Below are 21,192 nucleotides of genomic sequence, written 5' to 3'. Positions count from 1 at the left end.
GTTGCCACACATATTTGTCGAGAATTTCTATTAGGAAAATGTATTCCGTCTAATATTGAAGCAATAATTGCAAGATATATAACGCCTATTCGCCCTGGGCGTTCAAGACCACGAGATATACGGATCAAACAAGCAATCAGCTTCATGTATAGAGTAGCATAATCTCTTATAAAAATATACCTTTTCAGCAAGGAAATCATCCTTGCTTATTTGGCGTGTCAAAAATCATCTATCTCTCATTTGCACAGTAAAAGAAAAGAGAAGTTTGCAGTTCTTACACTACAAACTTCTCTTAAACCCACACTAACTTAATGCCATTGGTCTTTAGACCGTGGGTTTTCTGGCGTCAGATTTAGAATACATACAGGAGTCCTGACTCCGAGTCTACGAAAGGAGAAAACTATATGTATCTTACCGTTTAATTTTCCTATGGATAAGGATATCCAGGTGTTTTTAAGTCAAGTGATTTCCATCAAGCCAAATCTGTCATTGCTGTGGTGCTATTTATGAAATGTGACTGCGGTTTTGTATTAGATCAAGACCATAATGCGGCACTCCACATAAAAAATAAATTTATTTCACAGAAATGATTTTGGCCTGATGATTTAACGGATTTCGTTCCAGATAATCAAACAATAAAATGGTTTCGGCCGGCTTGCCATCTGTATGGACTGCATAATGGAACTTCTCTATATGCATCATTTTACGCATATTCTTTTTTGCATATACATTTAACACCGGATCCTTTGACAAAACTTCATCATATAAATAATATAATTCTTCTTTTCCTATGGAATATTCTCCTGCAAAATCAGGACGATTTTTTATGTTTTCCCGCAAATACAAATCAAATGTCAGAAGTTCCTGATAAAATGGCAGTTTTTCTTTTGAACTATGTCTTTTAATAAATTGAAATAAAATTTCATAACGTGATATTCTGGAATGATTCATTTTATGATAACCTTCTGATTCATAAAATTCTCCCAATTTCCGATACATTTCAAAAGCTGAAGAAAATTCATGTTCCAGATATCTCATTGTATAAGAAAACTGTCCGCTGTTATAATAGATTTCCACTATATTTTCAATGGATTTAAGAATCAACATTTGATCATATGGAAGCCAGTTCGTATATAAAACCTCATATGGCGGGATGTCTTTAAAAACTAATCCATAGGCATCTTTTTGCTGTTCCATATAAGAACCTTTCAAAACTTTCAAAAAGCCAAGCTGTAACTGCTCTGGTTTTACAGCATATACATCATTAAAAGACTTCTGAAAACTTTCCAAATCTTCATAAGGAAGACCTGCGATTAAATCCAAATGCTGATGGATATTATGTCCAGCATTGATACGGTCAACGATCTTGGCAACCTTCTGAAAATCCATTTTTCGATGGATTTCGTTAATAGTCTTTGGATTTGTTGACTGAACACCTATTTCCAGCTGAATCAGCCCCGGACGCATGTCTGATATTAATGTCAATTCTTCTTCATTAAGTAAATCTGCTGCCACTTCAAAATGAAAATTGGTAATACCATTATCGTGTTCTTTTATAAAGCGCCAGATTTCCAATGCATGTTGATGATTACAGTTAAAGGTTCGATCTACGAATTTTACCTGGGGAACTTTATGGTCAATAAAAAATTGCAGTTCTTTTTTTACCAGAGAAAGATTCCGAAAACGAAGACATTTATCAATCGAAGACAAACAATAACTGCAGGAAAAAGGACAGCCACGGCTGGATTCATAATAAATGATTTTATGCTCAAAATCTTCCATATGATCATAGACAAATGGAACACTGCTTAAATCAATCACGGATCTCCAGGGATTTTCTATGATTTTATCTTGATTCCGATAAGTAATACCATCAATTTCAGATAAATCATGAATTTTTCCATGGTAATAACCCATGACTTCCAGAAAGGTCTGTTCCCCTTCCCCCTTTATAACTCCAGTTACCTCTGGGAGTCGTTCTAAAACATTATGGGAATCGTAGGAAACCTCCGGACCGCCCAGCCATATAGGTAAAGATGGAAAAAGTTTTTTTATTTCCCTGAGAACACGTTCTACATATTCGATATTCCATATATAGCAGGAAAAACATAGAATATCCGGTTTCCTTTTGTATAAATCCATTATCATATCGTCTATCTGCTGGTTGATGGTATATTCGGCTATCTGAATGTCTTCCTTATATGGTTTTGCATAGGCACGAAGACAGTAAACTGCCAGATTAGAGTGAATGTATTTGGCATTGATTGCTGTTAAAATAATATTCATAATAAATCATCCTTTATCGTTGATATTTCTTATACAATAAAAACACCGGCAGCTATTTCACTGCCGGCAAATACTATATCTTAGTAATAGGGACAACATCCTATTGTTGTTGAAAATATTCTGCCTCCGGATCACGAATGATTTTTACCACTGCAGTATTGGAATAAATCAATGGATTAGAACCATGGTAAAAGATTCTACCGCCACAAGGTGCCGTAATCTGTTCGATGACATTCCCTTCATAGGTGTCCAGAATTTCTCCCATGATCTGTCCCTCACGAATATGATCTCCACATTTTTTACTTAAGAAGAGAATTCCAGATTTTTTAGTACGAACAGTTACAAGTTCGCTTTCTTCAATAATTCTGGAACGATATCCTCCATCCTGATATATATTGATCAATCCTTGGCTGGCAAGGAAACGTAACACAGCATTGATACCTTCGTTTGCCTGGCTCTTATCAATACGATCCGTACCAGGAGTATAAACAGAAAATGCTTTCGTGCCCCAAAACTGCCATTCATAATTTAATGTCGTGGTGTCATAAGGCTTTGGATTTCTTAACATGATATAAGGCATGCCAAATTCTTTCGCCAGTTCGGCATCCTCAAATCCGGTTTTCATAATCCTTACATGAGGAGTGAAGTTCCCTTCCAGGTAAAAGCTTGTAAAATGAATACCATATTTATAATCATTTACCTGTTTAAAGAATCCACCTGCAATTCTTTGCGTTGTCTCTCCGAGGTCATATCCTGGAAACATACGGTTAATATCAGTATTATCTGTTGCCCAGAATCGTGTATTTGTATTTAAGGAATATGGATTTACAGATGGTACTACCATAATTCCCAATTTTTTATTAATCTGCCCTCTTTCTTCCAGAAGACTTAAAATATGAACCAGTTTTGAACACATATAAAGCTGCTGTACTTCATTACCACGGATTGCTCCAACAATACAGACTGTTTTTTCATTGCCACCAAACTGATAGCCAAATATTTCTAAAGAATCTCTATATAATGATTTTAATTCGTATAACTGTACTTTCTTCATGACGCTGCCCCATTTCTTTCCAGAATTCTTCCAAGTAACGATCCTTCACTTACAATTGGATATTCTCTAAGAGTAAATAAAATCCCATCACAGTCTGAGAAGATTTCTTCTTTGATGACACCTTCTAAAGGATTAATTATTTCACCAATCTTATCACCTTTTTTTACAGAAGTCCAGTGTTCCACTGTTGGAACAAAGACACCTGCATATTCAGCGTTAAGATAGTGGACTTCTCCATCGGTAGAAACAATTGCTTTCTTTGGTTCAATAACGTCACCTTGCCAGATTCCCAGATCTTTCATTTCTACGAAAATACCATCTACCAGCTCATTGCAATAATCTTTTGTCAGACGCATTCCAACCCCCATTTCCACAACAAGAACAGGAGTTCCGATGGTATTAAGAGAATGAGCAAAGGTTGCTTCCAATACAGTTGCTGCACCATGAACCCATATATAATCAACATTCAATCGCTTTGCAAAAGGAACCAGTGTATCTGCACATAGCTCGTTGATCCGAACCTGCGGTATTTCACGAAGAAAAATATTACTTGCATGAATATCAATACACAAATCGGAACCTTTAACATCATCAATAATTTCAGATGCGATATATTCCGCCATGGATCCTTCACTGTTCCCAGGGAAAATACGATTCATATCCAGATCAAAATGAGGAATTCCTCTTATAATGGAGTCAATTCCAAGAGGGTTAAGTGCCGGATAAATATCAACAATCCCTGTCAGTAATTCCGGATGCTCTTTGATTCGCCTTTGGATTTCATAGCATACATACTGGCCTTCCAGTTCATCGCCATGAATTCCTGTTACAACACTGATTCTTTTTTCGGTTCCAGATAATGTTTCTGGCTGTAAACGCTGTTTCTTTACAATATAATTTTCGGCCGCCGGAAGCGGGGCCGTTGCTACTGTCTGTATCATTTGATTTCCTCCACTAATACTTTTATTTCTTGTGCCTCCTGACTCAGACCGAAATAAGTTCCTTTGTTTATTACACAATCAGAACTATCCCGTCCGCGGGCAAATACGATATACATATCATCCACAAGAAGATGATTGGTAGGATCAAACCCGTACCATTTTCCATCACTGAATATTTCTACCCAGGCATGGGAAAATCCTTCTCCAATCATGGCCCCTGAAATGTATTGTGCCGGAATTCCAAAATAACGGCACATGCCGATCATCACATGTGCATAATCCTGACAAACACCTTTTCCAAAAGTAAAAGCCTGTTCGGCTGTCGTATAAATACCTGTTACACCTTTTGTGTAGCTAAAGTAATCATAAGTCCAATCCATAATTTCACAGGCTTTTCCATAATCTCTTATTTTTTTATTTACATAAGGGGCAATTCGTTCCAAATAGCTTAGCATGGAAGGTCCCGGAACAGTCAAGGGCGTTTGTGTTCGTAGAAGATTTAAGAAATGCTGATCTCCGTCATAAATCCTCCAGTCTACCCTGGCAGTCCCTGAGACGCAGATATAAAATTCCCGATGCGGCTTTGTCATAGTCCCATAGATGGTTTTGTTTCCAAAACCATCTTGTCCAAAGGACCAATAATCACATGGAGAAACCTCAACATGTAAATCTGTGATTTCCTGTCTTGGTTCTGTTTTGGGAGTACAACGATAAGCGAACTGATGTCGATTCACTGCTTCTTGAAAATGAATTTTCTGTTCATAAGAAAATTTTAAATTATGCAACGATATTTCTCCTTAATAATTGCTTCACTTGTCTGAACCGCATCGATATAATCAATATCATCCTTGGATGTAACGATCATTCCCAGGTGATCAACTGCATCTTTATCATATTCAATATATCCTCTGCGCAGTCGCGCAACCAGCATATGAAAAGGTTTGATCAGCTGCTCATGATCCATTCGCAGTCTCAGATATAAATTCAGACGCTCAACGTGACGACCGATTTTGATAACGCTGCGAATTTGGTCACTATCGATATAATCATCGATGCATGCCCAGAATGCCAATATATAATCCAGAACTTTCTGCAAGTCTACCATCATGACAGAACTTCCTTTGGAATTTTTCAGCTGATTCACAGCCAGTTCCATATAAGATAATGTTTCTGTTCCAAGGCTATGTCTAAGAACGATAGCATTATCATATGCATATTCCAAATTTGAAATGATGGAATCCGGATTTGTTTCATCAAAAACGTATTTTTGCGTAAAATCTTCTGCTGATTCGTAGCAGTTTGGTATTGTGAAATTGTTACAATATGTAATATAATATCCCGGATCTTCAATCATCCGGTCATTTCCTTCAAAATACTGACGAATGGTTGTATAAACACGTTCTGTATAACGTCCAAGCCAGTATATGTGATTCATTTCAACTACTGAGATAATATCCATGTATCTTTAAAACCTCCTCCCTGAGATGAGTTAACAACAAAAGAATCTGGATCTCTGGTATAACGTGTCAATCCGCTCTTCCATACTTTTGTTTCTTTTCCTGATAACACAAAAACACGTAAATCTGCTTTTCTTTCAACAATAGAATCGCCATCAACGATTTCCATGTCCTGAAAATCAATGACTTCCTGTGCAATGAAACGTCTGGATTCAGATTTAATCTTTTCTTTCATGGTAACAGCTTCTTCCGGAGTTAATTTATTACCAAAAACAACTCCGTATCCACCAGCTTCTGCAACATCTTTAATAACAAGATTTTCAAAATTTTTCAAGACATAATCCCGATCTTCTTCAAAAAATGGAAGATATGTAGGTGCGTTATGAAGAATTGGTGTTTCCTTCAAATAGTATTCTATCATTTTGGGTACAAAATAGTAAATACCTTTATCATCAGCAATTCCATTTCCAGGAGCATTGATTAAAGCAACGTTTCCTTTGCGATATACATCCATGATATGAGGTATACCAATCAGTGAGTCTTCACGGAATGTCATTGGATCCAGGAAATCGTCGGATATACGACGATAAATCGCTCCAACCTTTTGTTTTACGCCGCTGTATGTTTTATAGTAAAGATAGTCACCATGTACTTCCAGATCGTTAGGGAAGGCTAATACAGATCCGGTTTTTTCTGCCAGCAGAGAATGTTCAAAAAACGCAGCATTGTATCTTCCAGGTGTAAATACAACATTAACACCTCCGGTATTTACATCATCCATGACTTTACGAAGCAGAGAACCATAATTTCGATTATCTTCTACAGCGTTTTCACGAAATGTATTCGGGCTTGCCTTTCTGCATAAGTTTCTGGCAATCATTGGATAAGAAGCTCCTGATGGAACTCTTAGATTATCTTCTAATACATACCAGATACCATTCTTTCCTTTTACAAGATCAATTCCTGCAATATGAGCAAAAATATTTTCAGGAGGAACGATTCCCTGACATTCTGCCAAAAAACCAGGAGAAGCAAAAATAAATTCTTCCGGTACTACACCATCTTTTACAATTTTTTGTTCTGTGTAGATATCAAGCAGAAAGCAATTTAATGCATTTACTCTTTGTATCAGTCCTTTTTCCAGTTCTAGAAATTCTTCATGTTCAATTACTCTTGGAATAGGATCAAAAGGAAATAGCTGCTCATGAAATTCATTGTTTTTATAGATGCCGAATTTCACGCCATATCGTGCAAGCAGCTGATTTATTTCATCTTTAAATTGAACCAGTTTGTCCATATATCTGCCTCCTTTTTTGTAATTAGCAAAGACTTTTACACTTTAGCGTAACAACGTCTTTTTTATAATAAAAAAGACGCTCTGTTAGATTAACAGAACGTCTTTGCTTTGTTTGAATATATAATAAATTATCTGATTTTAAATGTCAAGATATCTTTTCAAAATCCTCAGCTCCATGTTTGCAGATAGGACATATGAAATCTGCCGGAAGTTCTTCTCCCTCATATACATAACCACAGATTTTACATCTCCATCCTGTCTTTTTGGTTTTTTCCGGTTTTGGCTTGATATTCTTATGATAATATGCATAAGTTACAGATTCTGTATCATTAAGAACATCACCATCTGTCACATCAGCAAGAAATAGTGTGTGACTTCCCATATCGATGGAATGGAATACTTTGGCACATAAATATGCATTAGCACCTTTTGTCAGATATATAATACCGTTATCAGCACGCTGATAATCATCAAATTTTTCCAGTTTATCTACATCTCTTCCACTTTGGAATCCAAAATGTTTAAATGTATCAAACGTGGCTTCTTCTGATAAAATTGAAACGTTAAAAGTTCCGGTTTCCATGATCATATCATGGGTAAAGTTTCCTTTGTTAACTGCTACAAGAATACGGTTAGGAGATGTGGTCACCTGCTGCACTGTATTTACAATACAGCCATTATCCTTTTCTCCATTTTTCGCGGAAAGAACAAACAGACCATAACTTAATTTGTACATAGCATTTTTATTTTTCATAACTTCCTCCTTCTGCATATTTGTATATGCTAAATAATAAGTAATTGAAAAGGTTTGGATTTTCACTGATACAACTGATCTTCTTTCTCTTATTATAATACAATTTGATGATTTATTCTATCATTCTTTATGTTATACTATGATAAAAAGAAAAAACGAAAGACTGGAGGAATCATATAATGAAGCCTTTAACATACTACGATGATCTAACTGCAAAACAGACCATAAAATTAAGAGAATTGATCAAAACATTACCACCATTTGCAAAAGAATTTTTTCGGGCTATTGATTCCACTACACAGGTTCGTACGCGGATTGCATATGCCTATGATCTGAGAGTTTTCTTTCATTTTTTAATGGATGAAAATCCGGTTTATAAAAATTATAAGATAACTGACTTTAAAGTCTCTGATCTGGATCGTATAGAATCTGTGGATCTGGAAGAATATATGGAGTATTTAAAAGTATATGAAAATGATGATAAGCATATGCAGAATACCGAACAGGGTGTATTTCGTAAAATGTCAGCTCTCCGTTCCTTTTATGCCTATTTTTACAAGCGTCAGCTGATTGAAAAAAATCCAACTTTACTGATCGATATGCCTAAGATCCGTGAAAAAGAGATCATCCGTCTGGAGGCAGATGAAGTTGCTTCCCTTCTGGACTTTGTTGAACACGGGGGTGACCATCTGACCGGTCAGAAAAAAGCTTATTATGAAAAAACAAAAGAAAGAGATCTTGCCATTATCACATTACTGTTAGGTACCGGTATCCGTGTATCGGAATTAGTTGGTCTGAACCTGGATGATATTGATTTTCGAAACAATGGGTTACATCTGATCCGAAAAGGACGTAAAGAAATGACCGTTTATTTTGGTAATGAAGTTGCAGATGCACTAGAGCAATATATCGAAGGTAGCAGGAGTCACATCATTCCAAAAGAAGGACATGAAGATGCACTGTTTTATTCCATGCAAAGAAAAAGGATTGGTGTACAGGCAGTCCAGAATCTGGTTAAAAAGTACGCAAAAGAAGTAACTCCATTAAAGAAGATCACTCCTCATAAACTTCGCAGTACTTATGGTACGGCCCTTTATCAGGAAACAGATGATATTTATCTGGTTGCAGAGGTTTTAGGTCACTCTGATGTCAATACTACAAGAAAACATTACGCAGCCATGTCTGATACAAGACGTCGTCAGGCAGCAGGAAAAGTTGTTTTAAGAGAAAAGAAAGAAATCTAATATAAGACTTCTTTCTTTTCTTATTTTCTTTTTTATTGTACCGCAAGAACTTTGTAACCCTGCTCCTCAACGGTTTCTTTCAGTACTTCATTGGTAATCTCTTTATTTAAAGTTAAAACGGCAGTTCCGTTTTTATGGCTTACGACTGCTTCTTCTACTTCTGGAAGAGATTCTAATACTTTTTTTACTGTGGCTTCACAGTGTGGACACATCATTCCTTCAATGTTCATTGTTTTTTTCATAAATGTTTTCTCCTTTTTTGTTATTTTTTTGTTATTCTTTATTTTTTTATCTTTATGGGCATCATATAATCTGAATAAATTTAAGCGCAGAGCATTGGATACCACACAAAAACTTGATAAACTCATGGCAGCGGCTGCAAACATTGGATTTAATTTCCATCCAAAAAGTGGAATCCACACACCTGCTGCCAAAGGAATACCCATCACATTATAGAAAAATGCCCAGAATAGATTTTCATGGATATTTCGAAGAGATGCACGGCTTAAACGAATGGCAGCAGGAACATCTCCCAATTCATTTTTCATTAATACAATGTCTGCTACGTCAATGGCGATATCTGTACCAGCCCCAATTGCAATTCCAATATCTGCACGGGTAAGTGCCGGTGCATCATTGATTCCATCTCCTACCATTGCAGTTTTTCCTTCTTTTTGCAGGGATTTTATGACATTTTCTTTTCCATCCGGTAAAACGCCTGCTATGACATGATTCACGCCGACTTGAGAACCGATGGCTTTTGCAGTTCTTTCATTATCTCCGGTAAGCATAACAACACGAATTCCCATATTCTGAAGTTCAGCGATTGCCTGAGGACTATCTTCTTTGATTACATCTGCAACGGCAATAATACCAGCCAGTTGTTCACCTTTCATAAATAATAATGGCGTTTTTCCTAATTCAGCCAGCTTATATGCTGTTTGCCTTATAGAATCTTCTATATGGATTTTCTCTGAAATGAATTTAAGGCTTCCACCCAATAAGATTTCGTTTTCCGATACAGCAGATAACCCATGACCTGGCAAAGCTTTAAAATCTGTCACTTCTTTGGCAGACAACTGAAGAACATCTGCTTCTTTTATGATCGCTTTTGCAAGAGGATGCTCACTTTTCTTTTCCAGAGCCAATGCAGTTTCCAGTAAAGTTTTTTCTGTAAAACCATCTGCCGGTAGAATATCGGTTACTTTAGGTTCACCACTTGTTATGGTTCCTGTTTTATCCAAAGCAACAATCTGAACTTTTCCGGCTTCTTCCAGGGATACAGCAGTTTTAAAAAGAATACCATTTTTAGCTCCAACACCATTTCCCACCATGATCGCTACCGGTGTTGCCAATCCAAGAGCACAAGGACAGCTGATCACAAGGACAGAAATTCCTCTTGCAAGCGCATAGCCAAAGGATTGCCCGGTAAGCATCCATATGATTATCGTTATCAATGCAATAGCAATAACTGCTGGTACAAATACTCCGGAAACTTTATCTGCGATCTTAGCAATTGGTGCTTTGGTAGCGGCAGCATCACTGACCATTTTGATAATCTGTGACAAAGTGGTATCTTCTCCAACCCTGGTTGCCTCACAATGAATATAACCAGATTGATTTACCGTAGCTGCAGATACTAAATCTCCCTCTTGTTTATCCACCGGAAGGCTTTCTCCTGTTAAAGCAGCTTCATCTACCGCTGTAGTTCCTTTCATGATGACTCCGTCCACCGGAATATTCTCACCAGGACGGACAACAAAAATATCCCCTTTTTTAACCTGTTCAACAGGAACCGTCATTTCTTTATTGTTTTTTATAATAACAGCTGTTTTTGGCGCAAGCTGCATTAAGCCTTTCAACGCATCCGTTGTCTTACCCTTTGAACGTGCTTCCAGCATTTTCCCTACAGTGATCAATGTCAGGATCATAGCTGCAGATTCAAAATAAAACTCGTGCATGTAATGCATGACACCAGTCATATCTCCCTTGACCTGGGCATCTGTCATAGCAAATAATGCATAGGTGCTGTAAATAAACGAAGCTGCAGATCCAAGGGCAACCAGTGTATCCATATTTGGTGCCAGGTGCCAAAGGCTTTTAAAGCCACTGATAAAAAATTTCTGATTAATCACCATGATAATTCCTGACAATAAAAGCTGTAATAAGCCCATGGCTATGTGATTTCCCTGAAGCCAGGAAGGAAGTGGCCATCCCCACATCATATGTCCCATGGAAATATACATCAAAATGATCAAAAAGATCAGAGATGCCATCAGTCTTCTTTTTAACACAGGGGTTTCTTTATCGTCTAAAGAATCATCATGTCTTGAGGCTGACTGTATGGAATCAGAATTCTTATCCTTAAGAGAAGCTCCATATCCAGCTTCCTCTACAGCCAGAATAATATCTTCTGGAGATGCATTCCCATCCACTCCCATAGAATTGGTCAGTAGACTTACAGAACATGATGTAACCCCTGGAACTTTAGAAACTGCTTTTTCCACCCGTGTACTACAGGCAGCACAGCTCATACCGGTTACTGTATATTGTTTCATTTCTACTTAAACTCCTTCTGTAAAATCATACTATTTCATTAATTTTTTTAGTATATCCAAAAGTTCATCAATTATTTCGTCATTACCCTCTCTGATTTTATCAGCAACACAGGAACGAATATGACGTGCTAATAATTCTTTGTTAAAACCATTCATTGCAGCTGTTACGGCAGCAGATTGTGTCAGTATATCTGTACAATAAGCATCACGCTCAATCATTTTCTTAATTCCTCGAATCTGACCTTCGATTCGATTCAGGCGATGAATCAGTTTTTTCTGCTCCTCCTCAGAACGCTGGGTTGATTTTAAACAACATGAATTCTCAAATTTTTCTTCCATAGAATTTTATCACCTCCAAAAACATATATACCCCCTGCAGGTATATTTACCTTATACCTGTGGGGGGTATATGTCAATAAGTATTTATTGATTTTTTTCAATTCCTTTTATCCCAATGCCACATCTAAGATCATCATAAGTACAAATCCTGCTGCAAAAAATACAGTACCTATGTTTGAATGTTTTCCTTCTGACATTTCTGGTATTAATTCTTCAACTACAACATACATCATGGCTCCTGCTGCAAAACTAAGAAGATATGGAAGCAATGGAATAATGAATTTTGATGCAGCAATCGTAACCAGTGCTGCAACTGGTTCTACCGCACCGGATAAAGCCCCATATAAAAAAGCTTTTGTCCGGCTTAACCCGTTTGCTTTCAAAGGCATGGAAACAATAGCACCTTCCGGGAAATTCTGTATTGCGATTCCAATGGATAATGCAAGAGCTCCCAATAGAGATATAGGAGCATTCTCTGTTTGCAATCCTGCATATACCACTCCAACTGCCATTCCTTCAGGAATATTATGCAGTGTGACTGCAAAAAGCATCATCATATTTTTGGGAAGGTTTGTCTTAGGTCCTTCTATATCATCACTATTCATATGAATATGAGGTATGATATGATCTAAAAAAAGCAGAAACAAAATTCCAATCCAGAATCCAGTTCCGGCAGGAAGAAAAGACCATTTTCCCATATGTTGAGATTGATCCATTGCCGGGATCAAAAGACTCCATATAGATGCAGCTACCATTACCCCTGCTGCAAAACCAGTCAATGCTTTCTGTACTTTAAAATGTAAGGTCCCTTTCATAAAAAGAACACATGCTGCACCAAGAATTGTTCCCAGAAAAGGAAGCATAATTCCGTAAAAAGTATTCATATCAGACTCCAATCTTATTTATAATATCTGCTATAATTATATGGTAGGTTGTTTCAAAATACAAGCAGTCGGGATTCTTTGTTTATTAAAAAGAGAAAAAGGCTGTTACACTGAATTATAAAATCAGTGCAACAGCCTCTCTATGACGTACTATAATATCAATTTAGAATAAAAGATGATATAGAACAGATACTATAAAAATAACCAGTACGACCAGGCCAAAATAGGTCATTGATTTTCCATAACCCTGCCAGTCTTTTTGAAGTTCCTTTGTCTTATCAGGATCAATGATTTTCTTATTATTTGAATTTCCCGTATGATTCATAATATACTCCTCCTCATACCCTGATCCTACATCAGTCGCTCTAAATTATTCAATTATTCGGATTCTTTCATCTTGATAACCTGTTTTATAAGTTCTACTGCTCCCTCAATACCAAGATAGCTACTATCTAAACATAAATCATAAGATTTTGCATCTCCCCATTTATTAGAACTGTAGTAATTATAGTAACTGGATCGCTGTTTATCTTTCTTTAACAGTGCTTCCTTGCTTTTTCCAGATGGAATCTCATATACTTCCTCAATTCGTTTGATTCTATCTTCAAATGGTGCATGAATATATACGCTCAGACAATTATCGAAATCCTCTAATGCATAATCAGCACATCGACCTACAAATACACATGGTCCTTTTGAAGCAATATCTTTGATCGTATCAAAGGCTGCGAGAAATACTTTATGATTCAATGGCAGATCAAAAGAATTAGAGTTATATCCTAGTGAGTATGGATCCATAACCAGAGAATATAAAAAACTTGTTGTTGGTTTTTCATCAAAACTCTCAAAAATCTCTTCGCATATACCACTTTCCTTTGCTGCTACTTTAATTAACTCACCATCATAAAATGGAATTCCCAGTTCTTCAGCCAGTTTTTGTCCGATCAGATGACCTCCACTTCCATATTGTCTTTCAATGGTAATAATTGTTTTTGTGCTCATATTAATCGCTCCCTTCCCCAAAAAGGGTAAAATCAAGTCATTACTTCTTGTGTATATTATACATTATTCTCTGAAATAGCACAACCAAAATGGTCAATTTTAACAATTGTTTTATAAATCCGTCATTTGGTATTTTCTTGCGAAATCCGCATCTTTGTGCATCTGCTGGCTTAGTGCATCTAAAGAATCAAATTTCATCTCAGGGCGCTTATAATATAGTAATTCCACCCTAAGATTTTTATGATAAATATCTTTATGAAAATCAAGAATATATGTCTCAACGCCCATATGTTTCTTTCCTTCAATGGTTGGCTTTGTACCAATATTGCTGATGCCCATATAAATTTTATCTTTATATTTTACTCGTGAGACATAGACACCGTTTGGAGGAAGCAACTTATCATTTTCAGGAACCTGATTGGCTGTAGGCATTCCAAGGATATCTTTTCCCATATGATTTCCATGAACCACCGGTCCATAAATTACAAATGGTGCCCCTAAAAGTTTGTTGGCTTCAGTAATTTTCCCTTCTCTTAGCAAGGTTCTGATTCTTGTACTGGATACGATTCCACCATCCATTTCTAACTTTGGAATAACAATTAATTTAAAATTATATTCCTTAGACATTTTCTCAAGAAGTTCAACATTTCCTCGACGTTTATATCCAAAACCACAATCATCCCCTACCACGAGTATTTTCATTCCTGTCTTTTCCAAAAGTATTTTTTTTACGAAGTCTTCTGGAGAAAGATGAGAAAATGCATCTGTAAATGGATGTTCAATATAAACATCAATTCCATACTGAGAAAGAAGCTTTGATTTTTCTGTGTGTGTATATATTACACTAATATCTTTATGTTTCAACATATTAGCAGGGGGACGGTCAAAAGAAAAAACTGTTGCCAGATACCCCTCTTTTTTATATTTTAACAACTGATCAAAAATCAACTGATGCCCTCTATGTATTCCGTCAAATTTTCCAAGAGCAACAACCGTATTATGAAATTGAAATTTTTCTGTATTATGAATGTATTCCATGATTTCCTCTCGTTAGCTTTAAGCTGTCTGTCTTTGCACACCGTGTACATCCCCGTGAAGGGTTTTTATTCACCAGAATAAAAAATTTTATCAGGAAAGAACAGATTATTTTTCCAGTAGTATATTCCAATAAAATGTTCTTCTTCATCATAAACACGAATTTTCTTTCCAGTATCAATATTGCTTTCATGAAAGCATGAATACTTTAAGGGATTTCCGTTGTACAATAATTTGTAATGATTCTTTTTTACCGTAGCTTTTTGATAATTTAAGAAAACCCGCTCTACTGGAATAATGATATTTTCAATATCCCCATTTTTCATTATTTCTTCTATTTCTGCCAGTGTATGAGAATTTTCAATGGAAAAACCACTGGATTTTGTTCGAATCAGTTCCGTCATACATGCTCCATTATGAAGCTTATAACCTATATCCCTGCACAGGCTTCGAATGTAGGTTCCTTTACTGCAGGTTACTGTCATTGTTACCTGCGGATAGTCAATTACAATATCACATATATCATATATTTTCACCAGCTGAGGCTTTCTCTCTACAGTCTTACCTTCCCTGGCAAGTTCATATAGTTTTTTCCCTTGAATTTTTTTTGCAGAATACATTGGAGGTATCTGCATATAATCTCCAACAAAAGAAAGAATCGTATCTTCAATCTGATCTTCGGAAATTTTCTCTTCAAATGTTTTTGTAACCGTTCCCCAGATATCTTCTGTATCCGTTTCTTTTCCAAAAATAAAAGTGACTTTATACTGCTTTTTTGTAGCAGTCAGCATATCACATAGCTTTGTTCCTCTTCCAAGGCATACCGGCAATACCCCTGTCGCATTAGGATCAAGAGTTCCTGTATGACCAATTTTTCTCTGATGAAGAATACCTCTCAATTTTGCAACCACATCATGGGAAGTAAAATCCTGTTCTTTATAAACATTTATAATTCCATTTAACATATAAACCTCTATAACTGTTGCTGTATTCTGGATATTATCTGCTGTTTTATATCTTCAATTGTTCCATGCATAGTACATCCGGCAGCACGGATATGTCCGCCTCCCTGGAATTCCTGTGCAATAGAAGATACATTTACTTTTGTATTAGATCTCATACTGACTTTATAACTTTCTGGTGTCATCGGATATAAAAATACTGCTGTTTCCACACCTTTTGTAATACGCAGCTGATCAATGATACCATTTAAATCTGCAGATGAAGCACTAATTTCCGTTAGATTTTCCTGAGTCAAAAAGGAAACAATAATCTGCCCGTCAACTTCCAGACTGCTGTTTAATAACGCTTTTCCTAAAGCAAGATTCTGTACAAATGTTTTCTGGTAAAAAGTTTCATCTATAATTTTCGAACAATTCACACCTTTTTCCAAAAGATTACCTGCATATGTCATAGTTGCTTTTGTTGTGTTGGAATGTTTAAAAACTCCTGTATCATGCACAATGCCTGTGTAAAGACATTCTGCACAAGAAAGAGATATTTCGTTCATATCAAATATCTGACACAACACTTCGCAGGTAGCACTTGCTTGCGGATCAACCAGGCAAAAATCGCCTAGACCCTGATTGCTGATATGATGATCAATACAAAAAAGAATCTTTGCTTTATCTACCATATCGGCAAAAGGAACAAATCGATCTACAGAACTGCAATCCAGTACAAAAAACAAGTCATATTCTTTGTCCTGCGGTTCTAAAAAAATATTTTCCGCTCCTTTTAAGAATAAAAATTCTGCAGGAACTGATTCCAGATATACATCAACCTGCTTGTTTGGGTCATGATCTAATATATATTGTCGCAGACCAAGGCAGCTGCCAATACAGTCCCCATCCGGATGGATGTGGCCTGTTATGGCAATTGTCTTAGCGGAATGAATCTGTTTGGTAAAATGGCTCATGTCTGCTCCTAACGATTTAATTCATCAATTTTTCTTGACATTTCTACACCATATTCAATGGAGTCATCTAAAATAAATGTGATTTCCGGTGTATTTCTAAGATTAATGGAGTGTGCCAGTTCACGTCGGACATATCCTACCGCACTATTTAATCCTTCCATTGTCTGTTCTTTTTCTTCCTGACTTCCCAAAACACTAATATATACCTTGCATTGCTTTAAATCAGATGTAACAACTGCATCAACTACAGATGTCATTGGAGCAATTCTCGGGTCTTTAATTTCTCTGCTGATAATTCGGCTCAGTTCTCTTTGAACTTCGCCATTGATTCTAGTATTCTTAATGCTGTTTTTTCTCATAATTATACCTCTTTTCAGGATTTATCTTGGAACTTCTTCCATGATGAAGGCTTCAATCTGGTCACCTTCTTTGATATCATTGAAGTTTTCCATAACCAGTCCGCATTCAAATCCATTACGAACTTCTTTTACCGCATCTTTACCACGCTGGATAGATGCCAGTTTTCCTTCGTGAACAACAATGCCGTCTCGAATGACTCTTGCTGAACTGTCACGCTGAATATTTCCATCGGTAACGTAAGAACCTGCAATTGTACCAACTCCGGAAGCTTTGAAAATCTGACGAACTTCTGCATGACCGGTAACTTTTTCCACGAATTCAGGATCCAGCATACCTTTCATTGCTGCTTCAATATCTTCAATAGCATTATAGATGACACGATACAGACGTAAATCAACTTTTTCTGCTGTAGCAGCATCTTTTGCCGCAGGTTCCGGACGAACATTAAATCCGATAATGATCGCATTGGATGCTGAAGCAAGCATTACATCAGATTCATTGATTGCACCTACTCCACCATGAATAACCTTAACTGCCACTTCATCATTGGAAAGCTTTGTAAGACTCTGTTTGACAGCTTCTACTGAACCCTGAACGTCTGCTTTTACGATAATATTCAGTTCTTTTACACTACCTGCCTGAATCTGATTAAAGAGATCATCCAGAGAAAGCTGGCTTTTTGTTTCAGACAGCATTTTTTCACGTCCATATGCAATGAATTTTTCAGCAACAGATCTTGCTTCTCTTTCATTATCCATTGCCATACAAACTTCTCCCGCAAAAGGTACTTCACTTAAACCAAGGATTTCTACAGGAGTTGAAGGTCCGGCAGATTTAATTCGTTTTCCTTTGTCATTGATCATGGCACGAACCTTACCATGTGCATTTCCCACGGCAATTGCATCACCAACATGAAGGGTACCTTTCTGAACCAGAACAGTTGCAACAGGTCCACGTCCTTTATCAAGCTGAGCCTCTAAAACGATACCTCTTGCTTTACGATCTGGATTTGCTTTTAATTCCAGTACTTCTGCAGTTAAAGATACCATATCAAGAAGTTCGTCGATTCCTTCTCCTGTATGAGCAGATACCGGACAGAAGATCGTACTTCCACCCCAGTCTTCCGGAATCAGTTCATATTCAGTCATTTCCTGTTTTACACGCTCAATATTAGCACTTTCTTTATCAATTTTATTTACAGCAACAATAATTTCAATTTCTGCTGCTTTTGCATGGTTGATGGCTTCAATGGTCTGAGGCATAACACCATCATCAGCTGCAACTACAAGAATTGCAATATCAGTTGACTGAGCACCACGCATACGCATGGATGTAAATGCTTCATGTCCCGGTGTGTCAAGGAATGTAATCTGTCCATTGGCTGTTTCTACAGTATAAGCACCGATATGCTGTGTGATACCACCTGCTTCTCCAGTTGTTACATGTGTAGAACGGATTTTATCCAAAAGAGATGTTTTTCCATGGTCAACGTGACCCATAACACATACAACAGGAGGTCTGACGATCATGTTTTCTTCATCATCCTCTTCATCGTCTTTCAGAATTTCTTCGATTACATCAACCTGTTCTTCCATTTCAACGATACGGTCAAATTCTAAAGCGATTTCTTCTGCTCTGTCAAAATCAAGTTCAGAATTCAGATTCAGCATTCCGCCTCCACTGATCAGCAGTTTTTTGATAATATCGTTGGCAGGAATAGATAATGCATCAGCAAATTCTTTTAAAGTCAGTGTTGGTGGAATTTTAACTGGAGCATCCAGATCAACCTCTACTTTTTTTACTGGTTCAGGTTTAATAAAAGCTCCTGGACCAGTTTTCTTCTTTTTCTGCTCCTGCTGATTTTTATTATTAAATTTCTTATTCTTTTTATTCTTATTAAATTTCTGGGAATTCTGAGGATTTTCTTTTCTTAAAATCTTCTTTCCGCCATCCTGTTTTTTATTCTTATTGTTTTTATTATTCTTATTTTCGTTATTCTGAGACTTGTTATTCTCATTCTTTGTAAAATTCTTTTTGTTTTCCATAGTTTTTTCTTTAGTCTGCTCTTTACTCTCTTTTTTGGGAGCTTTTGATTTTATATTCTGTTTCTTTGGTGCATTATTATCTTTTTTTGGTGCCAGGGCTTTTTCAACAATTTTTACCTGTGCATCTTCAATGGTACTCATGTGATTTTTTACATCTATATGATTGGATTTGAGAATCTCCAGGATTTCTTTATTTTCTTTTCCGAATTTTTTTGCTATTTCATAAACTCTGAATTTTGCCATATATTACACCTCCATTGATTCTTTCTTATCAAGTTGTTTGCAGATGGTATCAGCAAAACCCTGATCCGTTACTGCAACCGATACTCTGAATTCTTTGCCAATGGCATGACCCAGCTGTTCTTTATCATACCAGACATAAAGAGGTACTTGATAATGATTACATAAGTTACGATACATTTTTTTTGTATTATCTGAAGCATCTCTGGAAACAATGACCAGATATGCGTTATTTTTCCGAACAGCCTCGCAAACAGCAAATTCACCACTGACCAGATTTCTTGATCTGACTGCAAGGCCAAGCAGAGATAGTACTTTACTCAAGTTCTTCCATCTCCTTTTCTAATAATTCATAAACAGATTCCGGTATCGCAGTTTTAAATGAACGATCCAGGCCTTTTGTTTTAATCGCTTTTTTCAGACATTCTGTTGATTTACAGATATATGCCCCGCGACCATTCTTCTTGCCTGTTGCGTCTACCGAAATATCTCCGTCCTTTGAACGAACGATACGTACCAGATCTCTTTTTTCTTTTGATTCACCACAGCCGATACATCTTCTTGTAGGCACCTTTCGATTCATTTTATCACTTCACTTTCTGTCTATTCTTCGATTTCAGATTCTAAAATTTCTTCTGCGATATCCTCGTCAAAAATATCTTCTGCGATATCTTCTGTAATATCCTGTAATTCTTCTGTTTTCATATCTTCAGAAACTGCTTTTGCAGATTCCTTCTGAGCCTGTGATTCACTCTTGATATCAATTTTAAATCCTGTCAGACGTGCTGCAAGACGTGCATTCTGTCCTTCCTTACCAATTGCAAGAGATAACTGATAATCCGGCACAACAACTTCTGCACTTTTTTCTTCGACATCCACTGCTACAGAGACAACCTTTGATGGGCTCAATGCATTTTCAATGAAAATACAAGGATCTTCATTCCAGTTGATAATATCAATTTTCTCACCTTTTAAATCATTTACGATGGCATTTACACGAGCACCATTTAAACCAACACATGCTCCTACAGGATCAACATTTTCATCATTTGACCATACAGCCATCTTTGTTCTGGATCCGGCTTCACGGACAATATTCTTAATCTCCACTGTTCCATCCTGGATTTCTGCAACTTCTTTTTCAAACAGCCTTTTTACAAGATCAGGATGTGTTCTGGATACAAGAATTCGAGGTCCACGACTGGTTTCTTTAACTTCAACAATATACAGTTTAATTCTTTCTGTCGGTTTAAATACTTCTCCTCTAATCTGCTCAGATTTCATTAAAAGTGCATCTGTCTTATCATCCAGGCTGACACTAACATTATCACCAACATATCTCTGAACAACACCTGTAACGATATCTTTTTCTTTACAATAGAAATGATCGTAAACAACTCTTCTTTCTTCTTCTTTAATCTTCTGAACGATAACACTTCTTGCATGCATGGCAGCAATACGCCCAAAATCTTTTGGTGTAATTTCGATTCTTATGTGATCACCTAACTCATAATGCATATCAATTGCTTTTGCCTTGGCAAGACTGATTTCAAGTGCAGGATCTTCCACCTCATCAACTACCTCTTTTACTGCATAAACGTAAATATCGCCTGTTTCACGATCCATATTTACTACTACATTATCAGCACTTCCAAAATCTCTTTTGCATGCAGCAAGCAGAGAATTTTCAATGGCTTCCATGATAACATCTTTATCAATACCTTTTTCTTTTTCTAATTGATTTAACGCTGCAATTAATTCACTCATTTTCCTTTTTC

At 36.6% G+C, this 21,192-nt stretch carries 21 protein-coding genes; 1 reads left to right on the top strand and 20 read right to left on the bottom strand.

Annotation, left to right across the window (positions count from 1 at the left end; genetic code table 11):
* Window positions 1–573 precede the first annotated feature (573 nt).
* The 7 genes from BHF70_RS01415 to BHF70_RS01385 all read right to left on the bottom strand — a co-directional run bounded on the left by BHF70_RS01415 (window position 574) and on the right by BHF70_RS01385 (window position 7,789).
* Window positions 574–2,286 carry a B12-binding domain-containing radical SAM protein gene (locus BHF70_RS01415; RefSeq protein WP_075758585.1) on the bottom strand — a complete coding sequence of 571 codons (1,713 nt, stop codon included), beginning with the start codon at window positions 2,284–2,286 and terminating at the stop codon, window positions 574–576.
* A gap of 100 nt (window positions 2,287–2,386) precedes the next feature.
* Window positions 2,387–3,340 carry a M14 family metallopeptidase gene (locus tag BHF70_RS01410; RefSeq protein ID WP_075758584.1) on the bottom strand — a complete coding sequence of 318 codons (954 nt, stop codon included), beginning with the start codon at window positions 3,338–3,340 and terminating at the stop codon, window positions 2,387–2,389.
* On the bottom strand, window positions 3,337–4,281 hold the full coding sequence (locus BHF70_RS01405) for a M14 family metallopeptidase (RefSeq protein WP_075758583.1): 945 nt from the start codon (window positions 4,279–4,281) through the stop codon (window positions 3,337–3,339). Before BHF70_RS01405 ends, BHF70_RS01410 begins: the two co-directional genes overlap by 4 nt.
* Window positions 4,278–5,066 carry a transglutaminase family protein gene (locus BHF70_RS01400; protein ID WP_075758582.1) on the bottom strand — a complete coding sequence of 263 codons (789 nt, stop codon included), beginning with the start codon at window positions 5,064–5,066 and terminating at the stop codon, window positions 4,278–4,280. The genes BHF70_RS01405 and BHF70_RS01400 overlap by 4 nt, the downstream gene beginning before the upstream one ends.
* A complete protein-coding gene (locus tag BHF70_RS01395; RefSeq protein ID WP_075758581.1) occupies window positions 5,054–5,740 on the bottom strand; it encodes an alpha-E domain-containing protein in 687 nt (228 codons plus the stop codon). The genes BHF70_RS01400 and BHF70_RS01395 overlap by 13 nt, the downstream gene beginning before the upstream one ends.
* Entirely contained in the window at window positions 5,722–7,035 is a 1,314-nt protein-coding gene (locus tag BHF70_RS01390; protein ID WP_075758580.1) for a circularly permuted type 2 ATP-grasp protein, read from the bottom strand. Before BHF70_RS01390 ends, BHF70_RS01395 begins: the two co-directional genes overlap by 19 nt.
* Before the next feature lie 145 nt (window positions 7,036–7,180).
* Entirely contained in the window at window positions 7,181–7,789 is a 609-nt protein-coding gene (locus BHF70_RS01385; RefSeq protein ID WP_075758579.1) for a flavin reductase, read from the bottom strand.
* A gap of 179 nt (window positions 7,790–7,968) precedes the next feature.
* On the opposite strand from BHF70_RS01385, the gene BHF70_RS01380 reads away from it, so the two are divergent.
* Window positions 7,969–9,033, top strand: a complete 1,065-nt coding sequence (locus BHF70_RS01380; protein ID WP_075758578.1) for a tyrosine-type recombinase/integrase — start codon at window positions 7,969–7,971, stop codon at window positions 9,031–9,033.
* Window positions 9,034–9,065: 32 nt separating this feature from the next.
* Here the strand turns inward: BHF70_RS01380 and BHF70_RS01375 are convergent, their stop codons facing one another.
* The 13 genes from BHF70_RS01375 to nusA form a co-directional block, all read right to left on the bottom strand.
* On the bottom strand, window positions 9,066–11,591 hold the full coding sequence (locus BHF70_RS01375) for a heavy metal translocating P-type ATPase (protein ID WP_075758577.1): 2,526 nt from the start codon (window positions 11,589–11,591) through the stop codon (window positions 9,066–9,068).
* Between the two features lie 30 nt (window positions 11,592–11,621).
* Entirely contained in the window at window positions 11,622–11,930 is a 309-nt protein-coding gene (locus tag BHF70_RS01370; RefSeq protein WP_075758576.1) for a metal-sensing transcriptional repressor, read from the bottom strand.
* Between the two features lie 107 nt (window positions 11,931–12,037).
* Window positions 12,038–12,814, bottom strand: a complete 777-nt coding sequence (locus tag BHF70_RS01365; protein ID WP_075758575.1) for a ZIP family metal transporter — start codon at window positions 12,812–12,814, stop codon at window positions 12,038–12,040.
* A 163-nt stretch (window positions 12,815–12,977) separates the two neighbouring features.
* Window positions 12,978–13,139, bottom strand: coding sequence for a hypothetical protein (locus BHF70_RS12480; protein ID WP_192846088.1), 162 nt, complete (start codon window positions 13,137–13,139; stop codon window positions 12,978–12,980).
* A 53-nt stretch (window positions 13,140–13,192) separates the two neighbouring features.
* Window positions 13,193–13,816 (bottom strand): cytidylate kinase-like family protein, encoded by a 624-nt coding sequence (locus BHF70_RS01360; RefSeq protein WP_075758574.1) that lies wholly within the window; start codon window positions 13,814–13,816, stop codon window positions 13,193–13,195.
* Window positions 13,817–13,927: 111 nt separating this feature from the next.
* On the bottom strand, window positions 13,928–14,854 hold the full coding sequence (locus BHF70_RS01355) for a bifunctional riboflavin kinase/FAD synthetase (protein ID WP_075758573.1): 927 nt from the start codon (window positions 14,852–14,854) through the stop codon (window positions 13,928–13,930).
* A 65-nt stretch (window positions 14,855–14,919) separates the two neighbouring features.
* Complete coding sequence (gene truB / locus BHF70_RS01350) at window positions 14,920–15,816, bottom strand: tRNA pseudouridine(55) synthase TruB (RefSeq protein WP_075758572.1); 897 nt, start codon at window positions 15,814–15,816, stop codon at window positions 14,920–14,922.
* A gap of 8 nt (window positions 15,817–15,824) precedes the next feature.
* Complete coding sequence (locus BHF70_RS01345) at window positions 15,825–16,769, bottom strand: DHH family phosphoesterase (protein WP_075758571.1); 945 nt, start codon at window positions 16,767–16,769, stop codon at window positions 15,825–15,827.
* Between the two features lie 8 nt (window positions 16,770–16,777).
* Complete coding sequence (gene rbfA, locus BHF70_RS01340; protein ID WP_075758570.1) at window positions 16,778–17,128, bottom strand: 30S ribosome-binding factor RbfA; 351 nt, start codon at window positions 17,126–17,128, stop codon at window positions 16,778–16,780.
* Between the two features lie 21 nt (window positions 17,129–17,149).
* Window positions 17,150–19,417: a translation initiation factor IF-2 gene (infB, locus tag BHF70_RS01335; RefSeq protein WP_075758569.1), complete on the bottom strand. Its 2,268-nt coding sequence runs from the start codon at window positions 19,415–19,417 to the stop codon at window positions 17,150–17,152.
* A 3-nt stretch (window positions 19,418–19,420) separates the two neighbouring features.
* On the bottom strand, window positions 19,421–19,738 hold the full coding sequence (locus tag BHF70_RS01330; RefSeq protein WP_075758568.1) for a L7Ae/L30e/S12e/Gadd45 family ribosomal protein: 318 nt from the start codon (window positions 19,736–19,738) through the stop codon (window positions 19,421–19,423).
* A complete protein-coding gene (gene rnpM, locus BHF70_RS01325) occupies window positions 19,731–19,997 on the bottom strand; it encodes an RNase P modulator RnpM (protein WP_075758567.1) in 267 nt (88 codons plus the stop codon). Before rnpM ends, BHF70_RS01330 begins: the two co-directional genes overlap by 8 nt.
* A gap of 20 nt (window positions 19,998–20,017) precedes the next feature.
* Entirely contained in the window at window positions 20,018–21,181 is a 1,164-nt protein-coding gene (nusA, locus tag BHF70_RS01320) for a transcription termination factor NusA (RefSeq protein ID WP_075758566.1), read from the bottom strand.
* Window positions 21,182–21,192 lie beyond the last annotated feature (11 nt).

The organism is Anaerostipes sp. 494a, from assembly GCF_001940315.1.
Taxonomy (GTDB): domain Bacteria; phylum Bacillota; class Clostridia; order Lachnospirales; family Lachnospiraceae; genus Anaerostipes; species Anaerostipes faecalis.
Note: the sequence above shows the minus strand (reverse complement) of the source record. Positions and strands in the feature narration are given on the sequence as shown.